Here is a 22,796-nt window from a genome sequence, read left to right as displayed (position 1 = left end):
GATGACAATGCGGAATGCTCAATCCCGTCTGGCTCAAGACCTTCGCGACCGTCACGAACTGCCGCAGCTTCACCGAAGCGGGGCGGCAGCTCGGGCTCAACCAGTCGAGCGTCAGCGAACACATCCGTCGCCTCGAAGAGAGCGTCGGCCGGCGGCTGTTCGTGCGCGACACGCATTCGATCGCGATGACGGCCGACGGCGAGGCGCTGCTCGTGCATGCGAACGTGATCCTGCAGGCGCTGAACCGCGCGGAATCGCAGTTCCGCAAGCCGCGGCTGCAGGGGCGTGTGCGGCTCGGCGCGTCCGACGACCTCGCGCTCGTCGCGCTGCCGGACGTGCTTGCCGGGTTCCGCGCTGCGCATCCCGACGTCGCGCTGGAAATCACCACCGGCATGACGAGCCGGCTCTACGAACTGATGGATGCAGGCGCGCTGGATCTGATGATCGGCAAGCGGCGGCTCGGCGAGCGGCGCGGCACGCCGCTGCTGCGCGCACGGCTCGAATGGGTCGCGCGGCCCGGCACCGTCGTCGACCTGGAGCGGCCGCTCCCGCTCGTGCTGGTGGCCGAGCCGAGCGTCACGCGCGCGGTGGTGCTGAATGCGCTCGCGGAAAAGGGGATCGGCTGGGAAGTCGTGTGTTCGAGCAGCAGCCAGCCGGGCTGCATCGCGGCCGCCCGTGCGGGGCTCGGGCTGACCGCGACGTCGCAATACCTGTCCGCGCGTGGCCTTGCGCCACCCGTGAACGGCGACGGGTTGCCCGTGCTGCCGGACGTCGAATTCATCGCGCTCGCCGCGAAGCGGCTGAGCCAGCCGGCCGGCACGCTGCTCGAGCTGCTCGAAACCAGCGACCTGCGCGCGTCGGGCGCGGACGCGTAACGCCGCTTGCGCCTGTGTTGCGTGCGGCGTGCCCGCGCCGCGCGTCGTCAGGCTGACCGCTTCTGCGAAATCACGAGCAGCGCGCCGTTCTTGTCCTCCAGCACCGCGCGGTATTCGTGCGGCCCGGCCTGCACGGGCACGCGCACCGATGCGCCGGCCTTCACGACCCGCGCCATGGCCGCATACAGGTCGTCGTCCTCGTCGACGCGCAGCGTGAGCGCCGCGCGCTCGACGATCTGCTCGTCGCCCGCGACCAGCGCGATCGTCAGCGGGCCGCCGTCGAGCGCGCAATAGCGGTCGCCGTCGCGGAACTTCACGTTCAGGCCCAGTCCGTCGACGAACAGCGGCAGCGCCGTGTCGATGTCGTCGACCGGATACAGCAGCATCGATACCTTCATTCCGGTTCTCCCTTGTCTTGATGAGGGCGGCGTGCAATGCGCCGCCGGTCGATGCTAGCGCGTCGCTCGCGCCGTCACGCAGTCCGATCGGATGACGGTGAAACCCCTCTGTCCCCGCCGGCATACAGATACTCCGAACAGATGATGCCCACGCCAGCCGGCGCGCCGACACTCCCATTCGTGGACCGTCGCTATTCGTCCGTATCGTGCGGGCGGGCCGCACGACCCCGACTCGTCCAACATACATGGAGACGCACGCAATGAAGTTTTCCCTCATCTACGAAGCCCAGACCACCGACGCATCGCGCGAGGGCGACCACCAGGTGTTCAAGGAGACGGTCGAGCAGGCGTTGCTCGCCGAGCAGGTCGGTTTCGACACGATCTGGTGCGTGGAGCACACGTCGCTGACCAACTATGCGCACATGAGCGCGCCGGAAACCTTCCTTGCCTACCTGGCCGGCCGCACGACGCGCATCGGCCTGGGCCACGGCGTCGTGTGCCTGCCGCCGGCGATGAACCACCCGATCAAGGTGGCGGAACGCGTCGCGCTGCTCGACATCCTGTCGGGCGGCCGCGTGCATTTCGGCGTCGGCAAGGGCGGCAGCCAGCAGGAAGCCGGCGCGTTCGGCTACGACCTCAACGAACTGCAGCCGATGATCGACGAATCGATGTATCTCGTGCCGAAGATGTTCGTGCAGGACGAGATCGAGCACGATGGCAAGTACATCAAGATCCCGAAGCGCCCGATCCACCCGAAGCCGTTCCAGGATCCGCACCCGCCGATGTACCTCGCGTGTACGAACACCGATGCGCTGCTGCGCGCCGGCCAGCGCGGGATGGGCGCGCTGGTGCTCGGTTTCGGCGGCCCCGACGAAGTCGCGAAGAAGAACGCCGTCTACCGTGAAGCGTGGGCGAACCGCAAGCCGGAAGACCAGGTCGGCTTCCGCCCGACCCAGCACCTCGCGGCGCTGTGCCCGACGGTCGTGATGGCCGACGGCCAGGCGGCCCGCAAGATCGGCATCCGCGGCCAGCGCTACTTCATGGAATCGCTCGCGTACTGGTACACGGGCGGCGAGCGTCCGGACCCGGCGAAGTGGGGCGACGATCTCGTGCAGGCCGACACCGGCGAGATGGTGATCCGCTCGCGCTTCGCGTCGGAGGAAGTCGTCGTGAACTTCGCCGACCCGGCGCTCGCGATGATGAACCCGAACCACGCGTACGGCACGGTGGACGACTGCATCGGCTATGTCGGCCGCCTGCAGGAGGCCGGCGTCGACGAAGTGCTGTTCCTGTGCCAGATGGGCACGGTGCCGCATGAAGCGCAGATGGAGACCATCCGCAACATCGGCGAGCACGTGATCCCGTTCTTCAACCGCGAGAAGGAACGCGCCTGCGCGTGATGCATGAGGCCGCGCCCGTCGTCCCGTCCGGTCGGACGATGCGGCGCGGTCGCGCGAAGCCGACCATCGGTGGTGGCGAGCATCGCCCGCGGCCAGGCCGCGCCGAACAACTTTGAACGAGAGCGGGGCGGGTGCCACGGCGCAGCCCCCGTTCCACAGGAGACATTCGTGCATCGCGACAACGATTCGAACGCATTGGCTGCCACGCTGATCGCCCGGGCCGAGGCACTGGCGCCGATACTGGCCGGCCGCGCCGCGCAGGCGGAAGCGCAGGGCCGCATCCCCGCCGAGACGATCGCCGACATGCAGGCCGCCGGCTTCTTCAAGGTGCTGCAGCCGAAGCGCTACGGCGGCCACGAGCTCGATCCGCAGGCCTTCTTCGACATCCAGATGGCGCTCGCGCGCGGCTGCATGTCGACCGCGTGGGTGTACGGCGTCGTCGGCGTGCACAACTGGCAGCTCGCGCTGTTCGACGAACGCGCGCAGCAGGACGTATGGGGCCACGATCCGGCGACGCTGATCGCGTCGACCTACATGCCGGTCGGTCGCGTGACGCCGGTCGACGGCGGCTTCCGCCTGTCGGGCCACTGGAAGTTCTCGAGCGGCAGCGAACTGTGCGAATGGGTGTTCCTCGGTGCGCTGGTGCCACCGGCCGAAGCCGGCCAGCCGCCTGAATACCGGACCTTTCTGCTGCCGAAATCCGACTACCGGATCCAGCAGGACTGGGACGTGCTCGGCCTGCGCGCGACCGGCAGCCACGACATCGTCGTCGACGACGCGTTCGTGCCTGCGTACCGCACGCACAAGGCGATCGACGGGATGATGGGCACGAGCCCCGGTCTCGCCCTCAACGACGCGCCGCTGTTCAAGCTGCCGTTCGCGCAGATCTTCGTGCGCGCGGTGTGCACGTCGTGCATCGGCGCGCTGCAGGGCGCGCTCGACGATTTCACCGGCTATGCGGCAACGCGCGTGTCCGCGAACAGCGGCGCGAAGACGACCGACGATCCGGGCGCGCAGAACGCGTGTGCGAACGCGGCCGTCGCGATCGACGAGATGAAGGTGCTGCTCAAGCGCAATTTCGCGGAACTGATGGCGTCGGTGACCGGCGGGCCCGCCGTGTCGATCGAGCGTCGCGTGCATTTCCGTTACCAGTCCGCACAGGTCGCCGAGCGCTGCGCGCAGGCCGCGAATACGCTGCTGCGCTATGCGGGCGGCAACGGCATCTATCACCGCAATCCGCTGGTGCGCCGCTTCCTCGATCTGCACGCGGCCCGCGCGCACTACGCGAACAACGTGGACCGCTTCGGCCAGAACCTCGGCGCGGTGATGCTCGGCCGCGAAAACACGGACTTCTTCATCTGACGAGGCCGTGATGAACGACACGCAAGCACAGCAATACACGTTCGACGTGGTCGTCGTCGGCTCGGGCGCGGGCGCGCTGCTCGCCGCGTGCCGCGCGGCCGACCACGGGTTGTCCGTCGTCGTGATCGAGAAGACGGCGCTGTATGGCGGCACGTCGGCCGTTTCGGGCGGAGGCATCTGGATTCCGTGCAACCACCATATCGCCGAACTCGGTGCGACCGATTCGCGCGAGGCCGCGCGCGGCTATGTCGACGCGTGCGTGGCCGGCGCGTCGACACCCGAGCGGCTCGACGCGTATCTTGATCGCGCGCCGGAGATGCTGCGCTATCTGGAATCGAAGACACCCGTGCGCTTCCAGGCGTTGCCGAAATACGCGGACTATTTCCAGAAGCTGCCGGGCGCGATGCCGGGCTATCGCGCGCTCGATCCGATGCCGTTCGACGGCGGGCTGCTCGGCGACGAGTTCGACCGGCTGCGGCCGCCGTCGCCCGGCACGCTGATCTTCGGGCGTCTCGCGGTGACGTCGAAGGAAGCGCACACGCTGTTTGCGCGCGGCCCCGGCTTCATGACGCTCACGATCAGGCAGTTCGGCCGCTACTGGCTCGATTTCGGCATGCGCCGCCGCACGCGGCGCGACCGGCGCCTGACGCTCGGCAACGCGTTGATCGGCGGCTTGCGTCGTGCGCTGCTCGACCGCAGCGTGCCCGTGTGGCTCGACACGCCGATGCGCGACCTGCTCGATGTGGACGGCCGCGTGACGGGCGTGCGCGCGCAACGCTTCGGGCAGCCGGTGACGATCGCCGCGCGGCACGGCGTGATCCTCGGCGCGGGCGGCTTCGAGCGCAACCAGCCGATGCGTGAGCGCTACCTGCCGCAACCGACCCAGGCGCAGTGGAGCGCGACGCCGCCGTCCAACACCGGCGACGCGATCGCCGAAGGCCACCGGCTCGGCGGCGCGCTGGATTTGATGGAGCACGTGTGGGGTGTGCCGACGGTCCGCGTCGCGGGCGAGGAGAAGCAGCGCGGGCTGTTCGTCGAACGCAACCTGCCGGGCTGCGTGATCGTCAACGGTCTCGGCAAGCGCTTCGTCAACGAAGCCGCGCCGTATTCGGAATTCGTGCCCGCGATGTATCGCGACCATGCGCGCACCGGCGCGACCGTGCCCGCGTGGATGGTGTTCGACGCGCGCTTTCGCCGCAAGTATCCGTGCGGGCCGGTCATGCCGGCGTCCATGATGCCCGATGCGCGGATTCCGCAAGCGTTTCGCGAGGTACTCGTGAAGGCCGACACGATCGATGCGCTTGCCGCGAAGATCGGTGTCGACGCGGCCGGCCTGCACGACACGCTGCGCGACATGGCGCGTTACGCGGCCACCGGCGTCGACGAAGCGTTCGGCAAGGGCGACAACGCGTTCGACACCTACTACGGCGATCCGCGCAATACGCCGAACCCGTGTCTCGGGCCGGTCGACGAAGCGCCGTTCTACGCGGCGCGGGTCGATGCGGGCGATATCGGCACGAAGGGCGGGCTCGTCACCGACGTGCACGCCCGCGTGCTGCGTGCCGATGGCGAGCCGATCGACGGCCTCTATGCGATCGGCAACACCAGCGCATCGGTGATGGGCACGAGCTACCCCGGCGCGGGCTCGACGCTCGGTCCGGCGATGACCTTCGGGTATCTCGCCGCCGACCACCTGGCTGCTCGCGCAGCCGAGGCCGGAGGCCGGCAGGCCCGGCCATCCACGACTGAACTTGACGGAGTCCGATCATGAGCGATCTCACCAACCATCCACTGCGCACCGACATGCTGCTCGCGATGCGCCGCCTCGCGCGCTCCGTCACGGTCATCAGTAGCACGCACGACGGCCGGCGCTACTCGATGTCCGCGACGGCGGTCGATTCGTTGTCGACCGATCCGCCTTCGCTGCTGATCTGCATCAACCGCACCGCGTCGCTGTATCCACCGCTCGATGCGGGCGCGCCGTTCTGCGTGAACGTGCTGTCCGCGCGGCACGAAGGCATCGCGATCGACTGCAGCGGCCGCCTGAAGGGCGAGGCGCGCTTCACGACCGGCGACTGGGATACGTCGCCGCACGGCGTGCCGTACCTGCGCGATTCGCAGGCAAGCCTCGTGTGCGAGCAGGACGGCCGTTTCGAATACGGCACGCATACGGTGTTCATCGGGCGCATCCGCGAGGTGCTGATGAGCGGTGACGTCGATCCGCTCGTCTATCTCGACGGCGCGTATACGACGCCCGGCGCGCCGGTGGCCCGTGTGGCCGCGTGACGCAAGGATCTGGCCATGAGCGATCCACGCTTCCACCGGCTGACCGTGGCCGAAGTGATTGCCGAAAGCGACGACGCGTGTTCGTTCGTGTTCGACGTACCGGCCGGGCTACGTGACGCATTCACGTACCGGCCCGGGCAGTTCCTGACGCTGAACGTGCCGTGTGCGGACGCGACCGTCGCGCGCTGCTATTCGCTGTCGAGCGCACCCGGCATCGACGCGGCGCCGAAGATCACCGTCAAGCGCGTGCGCGACGGCCGCGCGTCGAACTGGCTGTGCGACCGCGTGAAGGCAGGCGACGCGCTCGACGTGCTGCCGCCGGCCGGCGTGTTCACGCCACGCACGCTCGACGGCGACCTGCTGCTGTTCGCGGGCGGCAGCGGCATCACGCCGGTGCTGTCGATCCTGAAATCGGCGCTCGTGCGCGGGCGCGGGATGCTGACGCTGATCTATGCGAACCGCGACGAACGCTCGGTGATTTTCCGCGACGAGCTGCAGCAGCTCGCGCAGCGTCATCCGGGCCGCGTGCGCGTGATCCACTGGCTCGACAGCGTGCAGGGGATTCCGCAGCAGCGTCACCTCGAGGAGCTCGCGCGGCCGTTCAGCCAGCAGGAGACGTTCATCTGCGGGCCCGCGCTGTTCATGGAGAACGCGCTGGCCGCGATGCTCGGCCTCGGGTTGCCGCGTGCGCGCGTGCATGTCGAGCGATTCGCGTCGCTGCCCGATGCGCCGGCGCAGGCCGACACCGCGGCGCAAGCCGCGGCAACGGCGGCGTCCGGCGACGGCGCGGCGATCGAGACGGTGCTCGACGGCGACGCATTCGCGTTCGACAGTGCGCCCGGCGAAACGCTGCTCGATGCGATGCTGCGTGCGGGTGTCCCTGCGCCGAATTCCTGCCGGATGGGGCAATGCGGCGCGTGCATGTGCCGGATCGAGCGCGGCGAGGTCGTGCTCGACAGCAACCACGTGCTCGACGACGACGAGATTGCGGCCGGCTGGACGCTCGCCTGTTGCGCGCGGCCCGCGAGCGATGCGCTGCGCGTGGTGTTTCCCGACTGAGCCGTGCCGCGCCGGCGGCGCGCACGGCAACCTTGATCTATGACGATGGACAACGAAATCCTGACCACGCCCGCGCTGATCGCGCGGGCTGCCGCGCGCCACGGCGCGCATCCGGCGATCGAGTCGGAGCACGGCCGGCTGACCTACGCGGAACTCGATGCCGCACGACTCGATGCGGCCCGTGCGCTGCTGGCGAGCGGTATCGACGCCGGCGACCGTGTGGCGGTCTGGGCGCCGAACCTGCCGCAATGGATCGTCGCGGCGCTGGCGATCCATACGGTCGGCGCGATTCTCGTGCCGGTCAATACGCGAATGAAGGGGATGGAGGTCGGCGGCATCCTGCACGACGGCGGCGTGCGGCTGCTGTTCTGCTGCGGCACCTTCCTCGGCGAATCGTATCCGGCGATGCTCGCGCCGCACCGGCCTGCGATGCTCGAGCGCGTTGTCGTATTCGACGGCGAACCGCCTTCAGGCGCGCGCGACGAGACCTGGAACGCATTTCTCGCACGCGGCGCGGCGGTGCCGCTTGCCGCGGTGCGCGAACGCGAGGCGCAGGTCACGCCCGACACCGTGATGGACCTGATGTTCACGTCCGGCACGACGGGCCGCCCGAAAGGCGTGATGACCGCGCACGGCCAGAACCTGCGCGCCGCGCAGGCGTGGGCGGCGATCGCGGGTGTACGGCAGGACGACCGCTACCTGATCGTCAATCCGTTTTTCCACACGTTCGGCTACAAGGCCGGCTGGCTCGCCGCGCTGTCGAGCGGCGCGACCGTGCTGCCGCATCTCGTGTTCCAGCCGGCCGACGTGCTGCGGCGCGTGGCCGACGACCGCGTGTCGGTGTTGCCCGGCCCGCCGACGCTGTACTACGCGCTGCTCGACGCGCCCGATCGCGCGACGCGCGACCTGTCGTCGCTGCGGATCGCGGTGACGGGGGCAGCGGCGATCGCTCCGAGCCTGATCGAGCGGATGCGTGCGGAGCTCGGCTTCGAGACGGTGCTGACCGGCTACGGACTGACCGAATCGTGCGGCTTCGCGACGTTGTGCCGTCAAGGCGACGATGCGGAGACGGTTGCCTATACGTCGGGCCGGCCGATGCCGGGCGTCGAGCTGCGCATCGCGGGGCCGGGCGGCGTGCCGCTCGGGCCGGACGAGACCGGCGAAATCTGGGTGCGCGGCTACAACGTGATGCGCGGTTACTTCAACCAGCCGGACGCGACGCGCGAGACCGTCGATGCCGATGGCTGGCTTCATACCGGCGATCTCGGCTGCGTCGATGCGAACGGCAACCTGAAGATCACCGACCGCATCAAGGACATGTTCATCGTCGGCGGCTTCAATTGCTATCCGGCGGAGATCGAGCGGCTGCTCGCCGCGCATCCGGCGATCGCGCAGGTCGCGCTGGTCGGCGTGCCCGATACGCGCCTCGGCGAGGTCGGTCACGCGTATGTCGTACTGCGCCCGGGCGCGCAGGCCGATGCCGATGCGCTGAACGACTGGGCGCGCAGCAACATGGCGAACTACAAGGTGCCGCGCTTTTTCACGTTCGTCGAGCAACTGCCGACGAGCGCGGCGGGGAAGGTGCTGAAGTACCGGCTGCGCGCAGCGACCGAGGCGGCGGCCTGAGCGATGAGGCGACACATGAACGGGATGAACGCATGAACGACAACGGATTTCCGCCGGGCGCGGTACTCGTGTTCGGCGGTAGCGGAGGGATCGGGCAGGGCGTCGCGCTCGAATTTGCGCGCGCCGGCGTACCGGTCGCGGTGGGCTATCGCAGCAAGGCCGACGTCGCCGAGCGCGTCGCGCGCGACGTTCGCGGCGAAGGCGCGGCGGCCACCACGCACTGCGTGGACGTGACCGATCCCGCGCAGGTCGATGCCGCGCTCGCAGCCGCGATCGACGCGCATGGTCGCGTGCACACGGTCGTGTGGGCCGCCGGCCCGTTCGTGAACCAGCGCCATATCGGCGACATGACGCACGACGACTGGCGCCGCGCGATCGATGTCGAGACGATCGGTTTCTTCGTGGCCGCGAAGGCTGCGCTGCCGCATTTCCGCGCATCGGGCGGCGGGTCGTTCGTGACGCTCGGCTCGGCCGGACACCTGCGCTGGCCCGATCGCGACGGGCTGTCGGTCGCGCCGAAGGCGGCGAACGAGGCGCTGGTCAAGGGGCTGGCGCGCGAGGAAGGGCGTTACAACATTCGCGCGAATTCGATCCTGGTCGGCGTGATCGAGGCCGGGATGTTTCCGGTGCTGCTCGAACAGGGGCAGTTCGACCAGGCGTGGATCGACGAGACGCAGAAGATGCTCGCACTGAAGCGCTGGGGGAAGGCGCACGACGTCGGGCGGGCGGCCGTGTTCCTGGCGTCGGATCGGGCTGATTATGTGACGGGGCAGCAGTTGAATGTTTCCGGGGGGTACGGGCTGTAGCTGTCGCGCGGCCGACCGATCGTGCCGGACGGGCCGCTCGTTGCGAGCGGCCTTTGCATTGGCGGGCCGGTCATGCCTGCGGTATCGCGGCGCACGCCGGCATGACCGGACCGATGCCTTCCGTCGCCGACTCAGCGCGATCCCGAGGTGCGCTGCGACAGGAATGCGGCTGCGTTTCTGCCCAGCGCGATACCCGGTTGCTCCACGAAGCGGTGGATGAGCGGGGATACCAGCAGCGAGCCCGGCAACGCAACGGCCAACAGGACGATCGTCCTGATGTTGCCGTGTGCCGCCAGGCGGGGAAACTCGCCCGACAGCACCAATCCGGTCAACGCGATGAAGAAGCCGTGAAAAAGATACATGCCGTACGAGGCATCCGATAGCGCATGGGCATGCCGGCCGCCGAGGCGGTTCGCGACGGGTTGCAGCAGCGACGACACCGGTTTCCGGTTGACCGTCAGCGCGTATAGCGACGCGGAAATGACCGGAAGGAGCCACGACTGGGCAGCGTAGCTCGACGTTTGAGCGAACGGCAGCAGCAACGCCAGCATGCCGATCAGGATCGTGGCGGTTTTGTCCGTGCCGAACGGAATCTCGGCGATCAGCATGCCGGTCACGAACAGCGAGAGCTTCAACGGCAGGAAGCCCGGCTCCGGAAACACGCCGGCGAGCGCGTGGCTTGCCGCGAGCGCGAGGGCGGCCAGTACGATCGACGCCGTCAGCGGGCCGACTTTCCGCATCAGCAGATAGAGCAGCGGGAACGCGAGATAGAACTGCATCTCGAGGCTGAGGCTCCAGTCGGGCAGCATGGTCGCAAACGTGTATTTCGGTATCGCTCCGAAAACGAACGTGACATGGGCGAGCAGATTGGCCGCGGTGAACCTGATCGTGTACGGATCGTAAATGCCGCCGCTTCCCCAGAATCCGGGGTTCATCGACTGGAGTGCCTTGTAGCCGTCGAAAAAGGGCGCCGATGCGAGGACCGCGAACGCGAGCGACAGGTAATAGGCCGGTGCGATGCGGAAGTACCGGCGGATATAGAACCGGGCCCAGGTGGCGGGGTGCGTCATGGGCTCGATCGACTCTCGTCGGCGGGCGTTGTAGGCCATCAGAAAGCCTGAGATCGTCATGAACAGATCGACGGCGATCTTCGGGTCCGGTATCGCGGTGAGCGTCCACCCGCCCCAGATCATGCAGTGGGCGATGACGACCCAGGTTGCGGCAATGCCGCGCAAGCCGTTCAGATAGGGAACGTCGCTCGGCATGTTGAAGTCACGGGGAAGCGGGGTGCGCGGTTGCGCACCCGTGTTGTTCTGATGGGTCGTCACTGATGTATCGGCTAAAGCTTCAGGATCACGCAACCGATGTAGTCGGAATGATCCGGGGACAGTTCAACGATCTGCGCGATGCCTTCGATCGCCTGCGAGACGCTGAAGGTATCCGTTCGATCCGAAATCTTGAAGTCGCGCCCGACGACGTGGAAGTTCCACTGGTGGAAGCCTTCCCAGTTCTCGTTCAGCGCCTCGTTCGCTGCATGCTCGGTCGCGATGAAGCCACCGGGTTTCGTCACGGCGATCATCTGCCGAAACGCTTCGACCGGATTGTAGCTGTGGTCAAGCGTGTTCTTCGCATAAGTCAGGTCGAACGTGTCGGCCGGGAACATCGTGGTCAGGCACTCGCTTTCGCACTGCCGGGTTTTGATGAGGGGAAGCCCTGAGGGGAAATCCAGGCGGCTGTACAGGTCACCCAACGCATCGACGGCGGTGATGTCCAGCGGCAGGCCGTTCATCTTCTTGCCCAGCACCGTCATCGGGCCGGCGCCCACGTCGAGGATCTTCGGATTCGGGATGCCGTTCAGCAGTTCGGCCATCCACTGATGTACTTCGGTGTCGGGGTTGATGCGGAACTGAAAGTCTTCTGGCCACGCACCGCCCTTTGTCTCCAACCACTTCGACCAGAATTCGATTTCGTTATCGATTCCGCTAGACCACTGCAATTTTTGCATTGTGTCCGTCCAGAGGGTATGGACGGACGATTCTATCATCCGCTGGCAGGCTGTCATCGGGCGACGAAATATTGGGTGTTGCGAGGATCCGCGCGGTAATCGGAGGCCTTTCCGGATGGGGATGGAATACAGGATTGTGATTCCTGGTGCCGTGAGCACGGCACTGGATATCGGACAAAAATGCCCGCTCGGACAAGCGGGCTTTGGAGTCACCCAAGTCGCCTCAGTTGTCTTGGACGTTAACGTCGCCGGTTTGCGCGATCTTCGTTAGCACGCGTTTCTGGTAGGCGTACCACGATGTCAGGCATTCCTTGTCGCGACAATTCTTCTCGCGGAAGTTCCACTGTTTGCGTGTTCGATCCACGAAGGCCGACTTGTCGACGACGGCATCTTTTGCTTGTTGGTATGTCGCGGCAAGATCGCGGTCGGACGCAGCGAGATCCGGATCGTGGCAGATGAGAAATTCTGGAATGGACTTGGCTTTTGTACAGTCGAAGCTTGTTTGCTGCAGAGCGGAAGTCGTTGCGTCGCTTGTAGATTGGCTTGCCACTGGCTGAGCGGCAGGCAGGGTTGATGGTGTCGAGAGTGCGGGCATTGCCGACTGTTGAGCTTGATTCGATGTTGGCGTGCGTTGACCATAGGGTGTTAGTTGCCCTGCCATTGCATCTTCGATCATCGCACCGATCAGGGAGTTAGGTACAACCCGTATAGTTTCGGTTTTCAGAATCGAGTCGCCGGCCATGGTTTGCGACTTGGCAAAATTACAGGGCGCCGAACAAGTAATACGATTAGAAATGTTCGGATTGTCTTCGTCGACCAAGAGCAGAATATAGTTGCCATCCCTAACGCCGACGTAGCGCATCATGACAAGCGCCTTCGCCGCTTTTCCTGCCCGTACGTCATCTTCACTAAGCGCAGGCTCGTAACCATACGTGCCATCTTGGCTCATTGCATAGTTGTGTGAAGGGGGCTGCGGCACACGAGCTACAGCTGGAGACGGTTGCAGTGGCGTGGAGGTGTCGCTTGACGTACTGGGGCTCGCCGCTGACGACGGAGCACTGTTGTCGGATTGCTTCGAATTGCAACCGATTACAAGGGTTGCAGCCAATAGAATAAGTGCTATTTGTTTCACAATTCCCCCGATAGTCGATTGATATTATTAATTTCCGATGGTTTTCCCGGATATGCGAGGTGAAATGTATCGCCCGCAATTTTTTGGTGGCGGTGTGGATTTCTAAATCAACCTGTCTTGGTCAATGGATTGTACCAAGGCACTATGTTCGGATGCGAATACAAAAATTCGGTAAATCTGCATGCCGCGATTGCGTTTGCATGAGAACACACCGGCATCCGTATTCACCCTGACTCGCCGGGCAAGCTTGCGCGTCGACCTCGCACGCGCTTCGTGCGAGGTCGCACCTTTGCAACGCTTCTTCGATGCATGCCGCCACGTGTGCCCGGCGGTAACGGTGACGAACTCGCGCTGACGGCCGCCCGGCCTTGTTTTGCGCGCATCGCGATATCGATGCGTGCGCACACAATCGCGCGTGGCGGGTTTGCGCGCCGAATATCGATGCGTTCCTGAAACATTTCCCCCTGTTTCGCGCTGCGCGATAGCGCGTGTTGAGCCGCGACGCTTGCCACGCGTGGGTTTGCGTTATATGGCACGTGCCTTGCGATTGACCCGGTGCCGCCTGTGCAGACGAATCTCGCCAGAACGATCAGTGCATCGGCGGCGTGGAGCGACATTGAAACAAACGGGGAATCGGATCGGATCGCGGGCGCCGCGTGTCACGGCGCATGCGCCGCGCATGAGGTATCGGTCATGCGCACGGCGCACCGCGTTCCCGATCCGTCGAACAGCAAGCGTGCTTGCAAGGTGTCGTGCCGGGGTTCGCACCGCGCATCGCGACGAAGGCCGCGGGCGCGAAGCGTCGCGCCCGGCACAAGTCGGGAGAGGCGCCCGTGAAAACGACAGTGAACCAATGGGCAGCGGTCGCGGTGATGTTCGTCGCGAGCGCGCACGCGCAGGAAATTTACCTGCAGGGCGGCACGCAAGGCGTCGGCATCGGGGCTGCCGTGAGCTTCAATTCGATGCTGGGTGCGCATGCCGATTTCAATGCGATCGACCTTTCGCATGACTTCACGGTGGCCGGCAATCGCTATCAGGACGACCTGAAACTGCGCCAGGGCGGCTTGTACGCGGACATCTTTCCGTGGCACGGCAGCGGCTTCCGGGCGACGATCGGGCTGCGCTTCAACGACGACGAGCTGCGCGGCGTGTCGGTGCCGACCAACGGGACCTACGTGTTCGGCGGCAAGCGCTATCCGGCGCTGCCGGGGATGTACGCGGTGGCGGAAGCGCGCTATCCGACCGTGATGCCGTATGTCGGGATCGGCTACGGGCACCGGCCGGCGTCGAAGGGGCTTGGATTCGTCGCCGATATCGGTGTCGCGTACGGGATCCCGAAGTGCTCGTACACGCTGTCGCCCGAACTGGCTGCCGCGGCCGGGCCGGCGAAGAGTCAGGTCCTGGTCGCGAGCGGGCTCGATGAACTGCGACAGGTGATGTCGCGATATCGGTGGTATCCGGTCTTGCAGATCGGGATTTCGTACCGGTTCTGAGCGGATGCGCGGTCGCCGTACTTTCCGGGTACGGTATTGCCGGCAAGGCCGTGCCGGCGGTTGCCCGCAATCCGGGAGCCGCCATCGGATCCGCCGGCAAGCTGCGCGGCCGGCGGCTGTTTCCGTATGCGACGCATCAATGGTATCCGGCGACTTTCTCGGGTTCGGTTCGGGCCGTATGCTTGTCGCTCGTGATCGCAACCGCGCCGCTGCGATCGTCGGTGTTCCCCATCGATCTGTCTCGAAGGCGAATATAAGGTTGTTCGATGAACGTGTAGGTCAGGGTCGCGAATGCGTAGTACAGGCAGACAAGCGTGATGTAGAGCGCGGCCGTCGCGAGCTGCCCGTCAACGGAGATGCCGCGACTGGCAAAGAGACCGAGCCCGAGCGTCAGCATGCAGATGTGACCGAGATACAGCGAATACGAAATCTTGCTGGTCCAGCCGATGAAACGGTCGAACAGACGGCTGCCGGATGTGCGAACCTGCATCGCTGCGGGCAGCAGCGCGGCGATGACGATCGACAGCATCGGGAAGAACATCACACGCAGGAGGCCGTTGCCGGCGAGATAGGGCGCACCGAACGCGAAATAGAACGTCAGGCCGACAAACAACGCCAGCGGCATTTTCCAGGACTTCGCGAAACGGGCGAACATCGCGGGCCGCTCGATGCGCAGATAGGCGGCAATGACGCCGATGAACAGCGAGTCGAGGCGGCAGATCACGATGGATCGCACGTAACGATCGACATCGGCCAGCGATTGCGCGTGCCAGCCGAAATAGATCCGGGCGCAGAGCGGCAGCACGATGAATGCGGCGCAGGTCGCGAGCAACGCCCGCCCGTTCGTCCTGAGTACCGTGAGCGCGGCAAGAAACGCGCACGGCAGCAGCAGATAGAACCATTCTTCGACGGCGAGGCTCCACGAGTGCTCGAAGAACGGCGCCATCGGCCAGGCCAGGTTCTGCAGGAACAGGAAGAACGGCCACGCGACGTCGAGGGTGGCCGGGCCGTGGTAGTCGAACCGAAGATAGACGAGCAGGAAGAACGCATAAAGCGGCAGCGTTCGTGCCCAACGACGTTTCCAGAAATCGAGAATGTCGCGCGGCGCCCGGAGCTTGCCGGTTTTGTATGACTTGATGAGTATGCTGCCGATGAGAAAGCCGCTCAGCACGTAGAAGATCTCGACGCCGATGGTCCCTTGAGCCCAGAAATACCACTTCAGCCACGCGGGCGGTGCGCCATGCGCGACCGTGTGACAGGCCAGCACAAGCAGGACGGCGACCGAGCGCAGTACATCCAGTCCGAATACACGCTGGCTTGGGGAGGAAGGGGCGTACTTCGTCATCGGTGAAAGAGGCGGTTGGACGGCGAAGTTTAACAAAAGTGCCTGCGGTGAATTCTCCGGCCCGGCAGCCGCGACAAGGCCGCGCCGGCGGGGGCAGCCCGTTCGTTCGCATTGGGAACAAGGGCGCGATCGTCTTCCGGGACGCAATCCGGCCGATGCCCGGACCGTACGACCTCGCGGCAGCCGCTCGCGCCGCACCCTGCCACCGGATCCCCGTCCGGCACACCGTTCGCGCCGCCACCCCGGCTTTTTCCCGCCGCTTCTCTCGTCCCAACAGACGATGTAACGCCACCCCCGACCGGCCAGAATCCTTACACGAACAACGGATTCTGAACCAGGAGGAGGCCGACATGATCGATGTCCGTGCGCTTGGCTACGTCGTCGTCGAGGCGACGCGCGTCGATGCGTGGCGCCGCTACGCGGAAGACGTGCTGGGCATGCAGGCGCTCGATGCGCCCGACGGCGCGTTGTACCTGAAGATGGACGAGCGTGATTTCCGCTACGTGATCGTCCCCGGCGCGACCGACCGCTATTTCGCGTCGGGCTGGGAATTGCCCGACGGCGCCGCATTCGACGCCGCGCTGGCGGCACTGCAGCGCGCGGGCGTCGAGCCGGTGCGCGCGACGCGCGACGAAGCCGCGCTGCGCCGCGTGCAGGCGATGGCGTGGTGTAGCGACCCGTCCGGCAACCGCCACGAGCTGTACTGGGGCGCGCGCTGCGACTTCCGCCGCTTCGTGTCGCCGCTGGGCGTCGCACGGTTCGTCACCGGCGACATGGGGCTCGGCCACGCGGTGCTGCCCGCACCGCAGTTCGATGCGACCGACGCGTTCGTGCGCGGCGTGCTCGGCTTCGAGCTGTCCGACATCTACCGCGTGAAGTTCACGCCCGATCCGGCCGAACCGGAAAAGCGCATCCATTTCATGCACTGCCGCAACGCGCGCCATCACAGCCTCGCGCTGTTCGAGATGGCCGTGCCGTCGGGTTGCGTGCACGTGATGACCGAAGTCGACTCGATGGACGAAGTGGGCCGCGCGCTGGATCGCGTCGCCGCGCACGACGTGAAGATGTCCGCGACGCTCGGCCGCCACTGCAACGACCAGATGATCTCTTTCTACATGAAGACCCCCGGCGGCTTCGATCTCGAATACGGCTTCGGCGGCCTCACGGTCGACTGGTCGAAGCACGCGGTGTTCGAGGCCACCAAGGTGAGCCAGTGGGGCCACGATTTCAGCATCGGATACCGGTAAGCCAGCACGATGACGATGAAACCTCTCGACAAGACGATGTCCGCGCGCGACGTGGTCGCGCAACTCGCCGACGGCATGACGATCGGCATCGGCGGATGGGGGCCGCGGCGCAAGCCGATGGCGCTGGTGCGCGAAATCGCGCGCTCGAACCTGAAGGACCTGACGATCGTTGCGTACGGCGGCGCCGATGTCGGCCTGCTGTGCGCGGCCGGCAAGGTGCGCAAGGCGGTGTTCGGCTTCGTGTCGCTCGACGTGATCCCGCTCGAGCCGCATTTCCGCCGCGCCCGCGAACAGGGCCGTATCGACGTGCTCGAACTCGACGAAGGGATGTTGCAGCTCGGCCTGCGCGCGGCGGCCGCGCGCCTGCCGTTCCTGCCGACGCGCGCCGGGCTCGGCACCGCGCTGCTCGATCACGCGCCGCAATTGCGCACGGTGCAATCGCCGTACGACGACGGCGAGACGCTGCTCGCGATGCCGGCGATCGAACTCGACGTCGCGCTGCTGCACGTGAATGCGGCCGACCGGATGGGCAACACGCGCATCGACGGCCCCGATCCGTTCTTCGATGCGTGGATGGCGCGCGCCGCGCAGCGCTGCTACGTGTCGTCGGAAACGGTCGACGCATCGCTTGCGAGCGAAGACCTCGATGCCGCCAAACGCAACCCGTTCGAGCGCTCGCTCGTCAACGGCGTCGTGCACGCGCCGGGCGGCGCGCACCCGACGTCGTGCGGGCCGGCCTACGGCTGGGACCTGCCGCACCTGCGCGCGTACTGCGCCAGCGCGGAAGACGATGCGAAAACGGCGGCGTACCTGCGCGACGTGGTCGGCCAGGACGAACGCCAGTACCTCGAAGGCGTCGGCGGGCTGTCGCACGTGACGACGCTGCCGTTGCCGATTCTGTAAAGGAGCGCCTGTGAGCGAATCTCTCGACCATTCCCTCGCGGAACTGATGATCGTCGCGTCCGCGCGACTCTGGCGCGACGACGGCGAAGTGCTGGCGACCGGCATCGGCACGGGCCCGCGGCTCGCGGCCGGCCTCGCGCGGCTCGCGTACAACAGCGGGCTGATGCTGACCGACGGCGAAGCGTATCTCGTCGAGGAGCCGGTGCCGCTCGGCCCGCGCCCCGACGGCTATCGCGTGAAGGCGAGCGGCTGGATGACCTACGAGCGCGTGTTCGACTGCCTGTGGCACGGCCGCCGCCATGCGCTCGTGATGCCGACGCAGATCGACCGTTTCGGCCAGGCCAACATCTCGTGGCTCGGCGACGACTACGACCGCCCGAAAACCCAGCTGCTCGGCGCACGCGGCTTCCCCGGCAATACGACGAACCACGCGAACTCGTTCTTCGTCAGCGGCCACGGCAAGCGCACGTTCGTCGACGGCGAAGTCGACATGGTGTGCACGGTCGGCTACAACCCGGCGCGCCGGATGCCGGGGATGAAGACCTTCGTCGACCTGCGCAGCATCGTCACCGACCTGTGCGTGATGGATTTCGGCGGCCCCGACCATGCGATCCGCGTGCGTTCGCTGCACCCCGGCGTGAGCTTCGACGAAGTGCAGGACGCAACGGGCTTCCCGTTGATCGCCGCACCCGAGATCGGCACGACGGCGCCGCCGAACGCGGAGGACCTGCGCATCGTGCGCGCGCTCGATCCGCACAACCTGCGCGCGACGATCGTGCGCAACAATCCGGCGCCGCGCCGGGGATGAGATCCGACATGGAAGCGACCCAGATGACGTTCGGCGACGGTGTCGTCGACTACGCGGTCGAGGACGGCATCGCGACGATCACGATGAACCGCCCCGAGTATCACAACGCGCAGAACTCGAAGATGACGTATGCGCTCGACGCGGCGTTCCGGTGCGCGGCGCACGACGACGCAGTGAAGGCCATCGTGCTCGCGGGCGCCGGCAAGCATTTCTCGGCGGGCCACGATATCGGCACGCCGGGCCGCGACATCCACGAATCGTTCGATCGCGCGTCGCTGTGGTACGACCACGTCGACAAGGAAGGCGGCGAATTCCTGTATGCACGCGAGCAGGAGGTATACCTCGGGATGTGCCGGCGCTGGCGCGACCTGCCGAAGCCGACGATCGCGATGGTGCAGGGCGCATGCATCGCGGGCGGGCTGATGCTCGCGTGGGTGTGTGACCTGATCGTCGCGTCGGAGGATGCGTTCTTCGCGGATCCGGTCGTGCGGATGGGGATTCCGGGCGTCGAGTATTTCGCGCATGCCTACGAGCTGAACCCGCGCATCGCGAAGGAATTCCTGTTCCTCGGCGAGCGGATGCCGGCCGAGCGCGCGTACCAGATGGGGATGGTCAACCGCGTGGTGCCGCGCGAGCGGCTGCGCGACGCGACCTACGCGATCGCCGCGAAGATCGCGACGATGCCGCGCCTCGGGCTCACGCTCACCAAGCAGGCGCTGAACCACGTCGAGGAACTGCAAGGCAAGCGCGCGGCAATGGATGCGGCGTTCGCGTGGCATCACTTCGCGCATGCGCACAACGAACTCGTCAGTGGCGATCGTCTCGGCGGCTACGACGCGCGCAGCATGGCCAGCTCGCAGCGCCAGCCGAACGGCGCGGATCGCGGCGACGCGGCGGCCCCGGTTGCCGTCAACGGAGCCGCCGCATGAGCACGACGCTTCAGAGCCCGCTGCATACGCCGCTGTGCGACCTGCTCGGCTGCCGTTACCCGATCGTGCAGACCGCGATGGGCTGGGTGGCCGACGCGCGGCTCGTCGCGGCGACCGCGAACGCCGGCGGTTTCGGCTTCCTCGCGGGCGCGACGATCGAGCCGGAGCAGGTCGAGGCCGAGATCCTGAAGGTGAAGTCGCTGACCGACAAGCCGTTCGGTATCAATTTCCACATGTTCCAGAAGAACGCCGCACAGGTGGTCGATCTCGCGATCAAGCACCGGCTGCGCGCGGTCAGCTACGGCCGCGGGCCCGATGCGAAGACGATCCGCCGCTTCAAGGACGCCGGCATCGTCTGCATGCCGACCGTCGGCGCGCCGAAGCATGCGGCGAAGGCCGTCGAACTCGGCGCGGACATCGTGACGGTGCAGGGTGCGGAAGGCGGCGGCCACACGGGCTCGGTGCCGACCACGCTGCTGCTGCCGAAGGTGCTCGATGCGGTGCGCGTGCCGGTCGTCGCGGCCGGCGGGTTCTTCGACGGGCGCGGACTGGCTGCCGCGCTTGCGTACGGCGCGGCCGGCATCGCGATGGGCACGCGCTTCCTGATGAGCGCCGAATCGCCGGTGCCGCGCGAGACGCTCGACCGCTACGTCGCGGTCGGCGACCCGGCGCGCATCCGCGTGTCGGACGCGCTCGACGGGCTGCCGCAACGAATGATCGACAACCCGTATCTGCTGAAACTCGAACGCTTCGGCCCGCTGCGCCGCACGTGGTTCGCGTTGAAGACCGCCGAGGCATGGCGGCGCCAGAACGGGCTGAGCACGGGCGACATGCTCGGCCTCGCGATCAAGGCGCTGCGCTCGCATGACTACACGGCGAGCCAGACGCTGATGGCCGCGAACGCGCCGTTCCTGATCCAGCGCGCGATCGTCGAGGGCCGCCCGGATGAAGGCGTGCTGCCGAGCGGCCAGGCGGCCGCGATGATCGGTGCGATCGAGTCGTGCGACGCGCTGATCGCGCGGATCGTCACGGAAGCCTGCGAGCGGATCGATGCGCTGGCCGCGTTGCGCGGCGCGGCAGCGGCGCAGGCCGCATGACACACATCACAGGGAGGCAATGGAGATGACAGCATCCAATCAACCGGCCGGCGCGATGCCGTTCCGGATCGATCGCGCAGACGGCATCGCCGAACTGGTGATCGCCCAGCCGCCCGTGAACGCGCTCGACGCGCAGGGCTGGCATGCGCTCTCGCGTGCGCTCGACGCGCTCGGCGCGGACGACGACGTGCGTGTGATCGTCGTGCGCGGCGAGGGCCGGGGCTTCTGCGCGGGCGTCGACATCAAGGAGCTGGCCGCGCATCCGGAACGGATCGTGTCGGTCAACGCGGGCAACTACGAGACGTTCCGCGCGGTGCACCGCAACCCGAAGCCGGTGATCGCCGCCGTGCACGGCTTCGTGCTCGGCGGCGGGATCGGCATCTGCGGCGCGGCGGACATCGTCGTCGCGGCCGATTGCGCGCGCTTCGGCGTGCCGGAGATTGACCGTGGCGCAATGGGCGGCGGCGCGCACCTGCAGCGGCTGTTCGGCGTGCAGAAGGTCCGCGCGATGTACTTCACCGGCGACATGATCGACGCGGCCGAAGCGTACCGGCTCGGCGCGGTCGAGCAGGTCGTCACGCGCGACACGCTGCGCGACGCGGCGCTCGCGATCGCCCGCAAGATCGCCGAGAAGAGCCCGGCGATGGTGCGGCTCGCGAAGGAGGCGCTGAACGGCGTCGAGGACGGAAATCTCGAGGACAAGTACCGCTGGGAGCAGGGCTTCACGCTGCAGGCGTACATGACGAACGACTCGACGGAAGCGCGCGCCGCGTTCGTCGAGAAGCGCGATGCGCGTTTCGACGCGCAGGCAACCGCCGGGGAGGCACGCGCATGAACCTGACCTATACGCCGCAACAGCAGGCGTTCCGCGCGGAAATCCGCGAATGGCTCGCCGCGCACGTGCCGCGCGAGCGGCTGCCGAGCTTCGACACCGAGGAAGGCTTCGCCGCGCACCGCGAATGGGAGCGCACGCTGCACTCGGGCCGCTGGAGCATGGTCACGTGGCCGCGCGAGCTGGGCGGGCGCGGCTGCGACCTGATCGAGTGGCTGATCTTCGAGGAAGAGTACTGGCGTGCCGACGCACCGATGCGCGTGAACCAGAACGGCATCTTCCTGCTCGGCCCGACGCTGATGGATTTCGGCACCGACGCTCAGAAGGCGCGCTTCCTGCCCGCGATGGCGGCCGGCGAGCACGTGTGGGCGCAAGGCTGGTCGGAGCCGAATGCCGGTTCGGACATGGCCGCGATCCGCACGACCGCAGCCCGTATCGGCGACGAATACGTGCTGAACGGCCAGAAGATCTGGTCGACCCGCGCTGTGTGGGCCGACTGGCTGTTCGGGCTGTTCCGCAGCGATCCCGAATCGTCGCGCCACCATGGCCTCACGTTCCTGATGGTGCCGCTGTCCGCGCCGGGCATCACGGTGCGGCCGATCCGGCAGCTCAACGGGCAGACGGGTTTCGCGGAAATCTTCTTCGACGACGTGCGCGTGCCGGTCGAGAACCGGCTCGCGGCCGAAGGCGCGGGCTGGCAGGTCGCGATGGCGACGGCCGGCTTCGAGCGCGGGCTGATGCTGCGTTCGCCCGCGCGCTTTCAGCGCACCGCGCAGGCACTGCGCGACCTGTATCTCGCGCACCGCGACAGCGCGGATCGCGACCCGACGCTGCGCGAGCGCGTGGTGCAGGCCTGGATGGATGCGCAGGCCTATGCGCTGTCGACCTATGCGACCGCGAGCCGGCTGCTGAAGGGCGGCCATATCGGCGCGGAATCGAGCACCAACAAGGTGTTCTGGTCGGAACTCGACCTGCGCATGCACCAGACCGCGCTCGACATTCTCGGGGCGCACGGCGAGGTCGTTCCGCAGACGCCCGCGCAGCACGCGACGCTCGGCCACTGGCTCGACGGCTTCCTGTTCGCGCAGGCCGGCACGATCTACGCGGGCACCAACGAGATCCAGCGCAACATCGTCGCCGAACGGATGCTCGGCATGCCGCGCGCATAACGGCGCCGGCGCCCCCCTCACTGA

At 66.9% G+C, this 22,796-nt stretch carries 21 protein-coding genes; 16 read left to right on the top strand and 5 right to left on the bottom strand.

All coding sequences use genetic code 11. The annotated features are described in order from the left end of the window. Positions 1 to 14 precede the first annotated feature (14 nt). Entirely contained in the window at positions 15 to 875 is an 861-nt protein-coding gene (locus BLA15945_RS00345) for a LysR family transcriptional regulator (protein WP_059240411.1), read from the top strand. 47 nt (positions 876 to 922) lie between these two features. Here BLA15945_RS00345 and BLA15945_RS00340 read toward each other — a convergent pair whose 3' ends face one another. After that, entirely contained in the window at positions 923 to 1,273 is a 351-nt protein-coding gene (locus BLA15945_RS00340) for a VOC family protein (protein ID WP_047903137.1), read from the bottom strand. A gap of 260 nt (positions 1,274 to 1,533) precedes the next feature. Between BLA15945_RS00340 and BLA15945_RS00335 the strand changes: the two genes are divergently transcribed. The 7 genes from BLA15945_RS00335 to BLA15945_RS00305 all read left to right on the top strand — a co-directional run bounded on the left by BLA15945_RS00335 (position 1,534) and on the right by BLA15945_RS00305 (position 9,812). Then, a complete protein-coding gene (locus tag BLA15945_RS00335; RefSeq protein ID WP_059240412.1) occupies positions 1,534 to 2,673 on the top strand; it encodes an LLM class flavin-dependent oxidoreductase in 1,140 nt (379 codons plus the stop codon). Positions 2,674 to 2,841: 168 nt separating this feature from the next. After that, entirely contained in the window at positions 2,842 to 4,035 is a 1,194-nt protein-coding gene (locus BLA15945_RS00330; RefSeq protein WP_174991180.1) for an acyl-CoA dehydrogenase family protein, read from the top strand. 10 nt (positions 4,036 to 4,045) lie between these two features. Continuing rightward, entirely contained in the window at positions 4,046 to 5,806 is a 1,761-nt protein-coding gene (locus tag BLA15945_RS00325; protein ID WP_059240414.1) for an FAD-dependent oxidoreductase, read from the top strand. Then, the gene (locus BLA15945_RS00320) at positions 5,803 to 6,321 is read left to right on the top strand and encodes a flavin reductase family protein (protein ID WP_059240415.1); all 519 of its coding nucleotides are present in this window, start codon (positions 5,803 to 5,805) and stop codon (positions 6,319 to 6,321) included. The genes BLA15945_RS00325 and BLA15945_RS00320 overlap by 4 nt, the downstream gene beginning before the upstream one ends. A gap of 15 nt (positions 6,322 to 6,336) precedes the next feature. Next, entirely contained in the window at positions 6,337 to 7,380 is a 1,044-nt protein-coding gene (locus BLA15945_RS00315) for a ferredoxin--NADP reductase (RefSeq protein ID WP_174991179.1), read from the top strand. A 39-nt stretch (positions 7,381 to 7,419) separates the two neighbouring features. Continuing rightward, positions 7,420 to 9,006: a FadD3 family acyl-CoA ligase gene (locus BLA15945_RS00310; protein ID WP_275054990.1), complete on the top strand. Its 1,587-nt coding sequence runs from the start codon at positions 7,420 to 7,422 to the stop codon at positions 9,004 to 9,006. Between the two features lie 32 nt (positions 9,007 to 9,038). Next, the gene (locus BLA15945_RS00305; RefSeq protein WP_059240418.1) at positions 9,039 to 9,812 is read left to right on the top strand and encodes an SDR family NAD(P)-dependent oxidoreductase; all 774 of its coding nucleotides are present in this window, start codon (positions 9,039 to 9,041) and stop codon (positions 9,810 to 9,812) included. A gap of 131 nt (positions 9,813 to 9,943) precedes the next feature. Here BLA15945_RS00305 and BLA15945_RS00300 read toward each other — a convergent pair whose 3' ends face one another. The 3 genes from BLA15945_RS00300 to BLA15945_RS00290 form a co-directional block, all read right to left on the bottom strand. After that, on the bottom strand, positions 9,944 to 11,140 hold the full coding sequence (locus BLA15945_RS00300; RefSeq protein ID WP_233464091.1) for an acyltransferase family protein: 1,197 nt from the start codon (positions 11,138 to 11,140) through the stop codon (positions 9,944 to 9,946). A gap of 11 nt (positions 11,141 to 11,151) precedes the next feature. Next, positions 11,152 to 11,817 carry a class I SAM-dependent methyltransferase gene (locus tag BLA15945_RS00295; RefSeq protein ID WP_174991177.1) on the bottom strand — a complete coding sequence of 222 codons (666 nt, stop codon included), beginning with the start codon at positions 11,815 to 11,817 and terminating at the stop codon, positions 11,152 to 11,154. 223 nt (positions 11,818 to 12,040) lie between these two features. After that, positions 12,041 to 12,766 (bottom strand): lysozyme inhibitor LprI family protein, encoded by a 726-nt coding sequence (locus tag BLA15945_RS00290; RefSeq protein WP_174991176.1) that lies wholly within the window; start codon positions 12,764 to 12,766, stop codon positions 12,041 to 12,043. Positions 12,767 to 13,701: 935 nt separating this feature from the next. Here BLA15945_RS00290 and BLA15945_RS00285 point away from each other — a divergent pair. Beyond that, positions 13,702 to 14,442: a hypothetical protein gene (locus tag BLA15945_RS00285; protein WP_174991175.1), complete on the top strand. Its 741-nt coding sequence runs from the start codon at positions 13,702 to 13,704 to the stop codon at positions 14,440 to 14,442. Positions 14,443 to 14,578: 136 nt separating this feature from the next. Here BLA15945_RS00285 and BLA15945_RS00280 read toward each other — a convergent pair whose 3' ends face one another. Next, entirely contained in the window at positions 14,579 to 15,934 is a 1,356-nt protein-coding gene (locus tag BLA15945_RS00280) for an acyltransferase family protein (RefSeq protein ID WP_217468141.1), read from the bottom strand. A gap of 203 nt (positions 15,935 to 16,137) precedes the next feature. Between BLA15945_RS00280 and BLA15945_RS00275 the strand changes: the two genes are divergently transcribed. Genes BLA15945_RS00275 through BLA15945_RS00245 form a run of 7 tightly spaced genes read left to right on the top strand, consistent with a single transcriptional unit; the run spans position 16,138 to position 22,772 of the window. Further along, positions 16,138 to 17,034, top strand: a complete 897-nt coding sequence (locus BLA15945_RS00275) for a VOC family protein (RefSeq protein WP_059240422.1) — start codon at positions 16,138 to 16,140, stop codon at positions 17,032 to 17,034. Positions 17,035 to 17,043: 9 nt separating this feature from the next. Then, positions 17,044 to 17,937 (top strand): CoA transferase subunit A, encoded by an 894-nt coding sequence (locus BLA15945_RS00270; RefSeq protein WP_059240423.1) that lies wholly within the window; start codon positions 17,044 to 17,046, stop codon positions 17,935 to 17,937. Between the two features lie 10 nt (positions 17,938 to 17,947). Then, positions 17,948 to 18,745 (top strand): CoA-transferase subunit beta, encoded by a 798-nt coding sequence (locus BLA15945_RS00265; RefSeq protein ID WP_174991173.1) that lies wholly within the window; start codon positions 17,948 to 17,950, stop codon positions 18,743 to 18,745. A gap of 8 nt (positions 18,746 to 18,753) precedes the next feature. After that, on the top strand, positions 18,754 to 19,674 hold the full coding sequence (locus BLA15945_RS00260) for an enoyl-CoA hydratase (RefSeq protein ID WP_059240425.1): 921 nt from the start codon (positions 18,754 to 18,756) through the stop codon (positions 19,672 to 19,674). Then, positions 19,671 to 20,771 carry an NAD(P)H-dependent flavin oxidoreductase gene (locus tag BLA15945_RS00255; protein ID WP_174991172.1) on the top strand — a complete coding sequence of 367 codons (1,101 nt, stop codon included), beginning with the start codon at positions 19,671 to 19,673 and terminating at the stop codon, positions 20,769 to 20,771. The genes BLA15945_RS00260 and BLA15945_RS00255 overlap by 4 nt, the downstream gene beginning before the upstream one ends. A 19-nt stretch (positions 20,772 to 20,790) precedes the next feature. Beyond that, positions 20,791 to 21,606, top strand: coding sequence for an enoyl-CoA hydratase family protein (locus BLA15945_RS00250; protein ID WP_174991171.1), 816 nt, complete (start codon positions 20,791 to 20,793; stop codon positions 21,604 to 21,606). Beyond that, positions 21,603 to 22,772: an acyl-CoA dehydrogenase family protein gene (locus BLA15945_RS00245; protein ID WP_059240428.1), complete on the top strand. Its 1,170-nt coding sequence runs from the start codon at positions 21,603 to 21,605 to the stop codon at positions 22,770 to 22,772. The genes BLA15945_RS00250 and BLA15945_RS00245 overlap by 4 nt, the downstream gene beginning before the upstream one ends. The last annotated feature ends 24 nt before the right edge of the window (positions 22,773 to 22,796 follow it).

It is taken from the genome of Burkholderia arboris (assembly GCF_902499125.1).
GTDB lineage: Bacteria > Pseudomonadota > Gammaproteobacteria > Burkholderiales > Burkholderiaceae > Burkholderia > Burkholderia arboris.
Note: the sequence above shows the minus strand (reverse complement) of the source record. Positions and strands in the feature narration are given on the sequence as shown.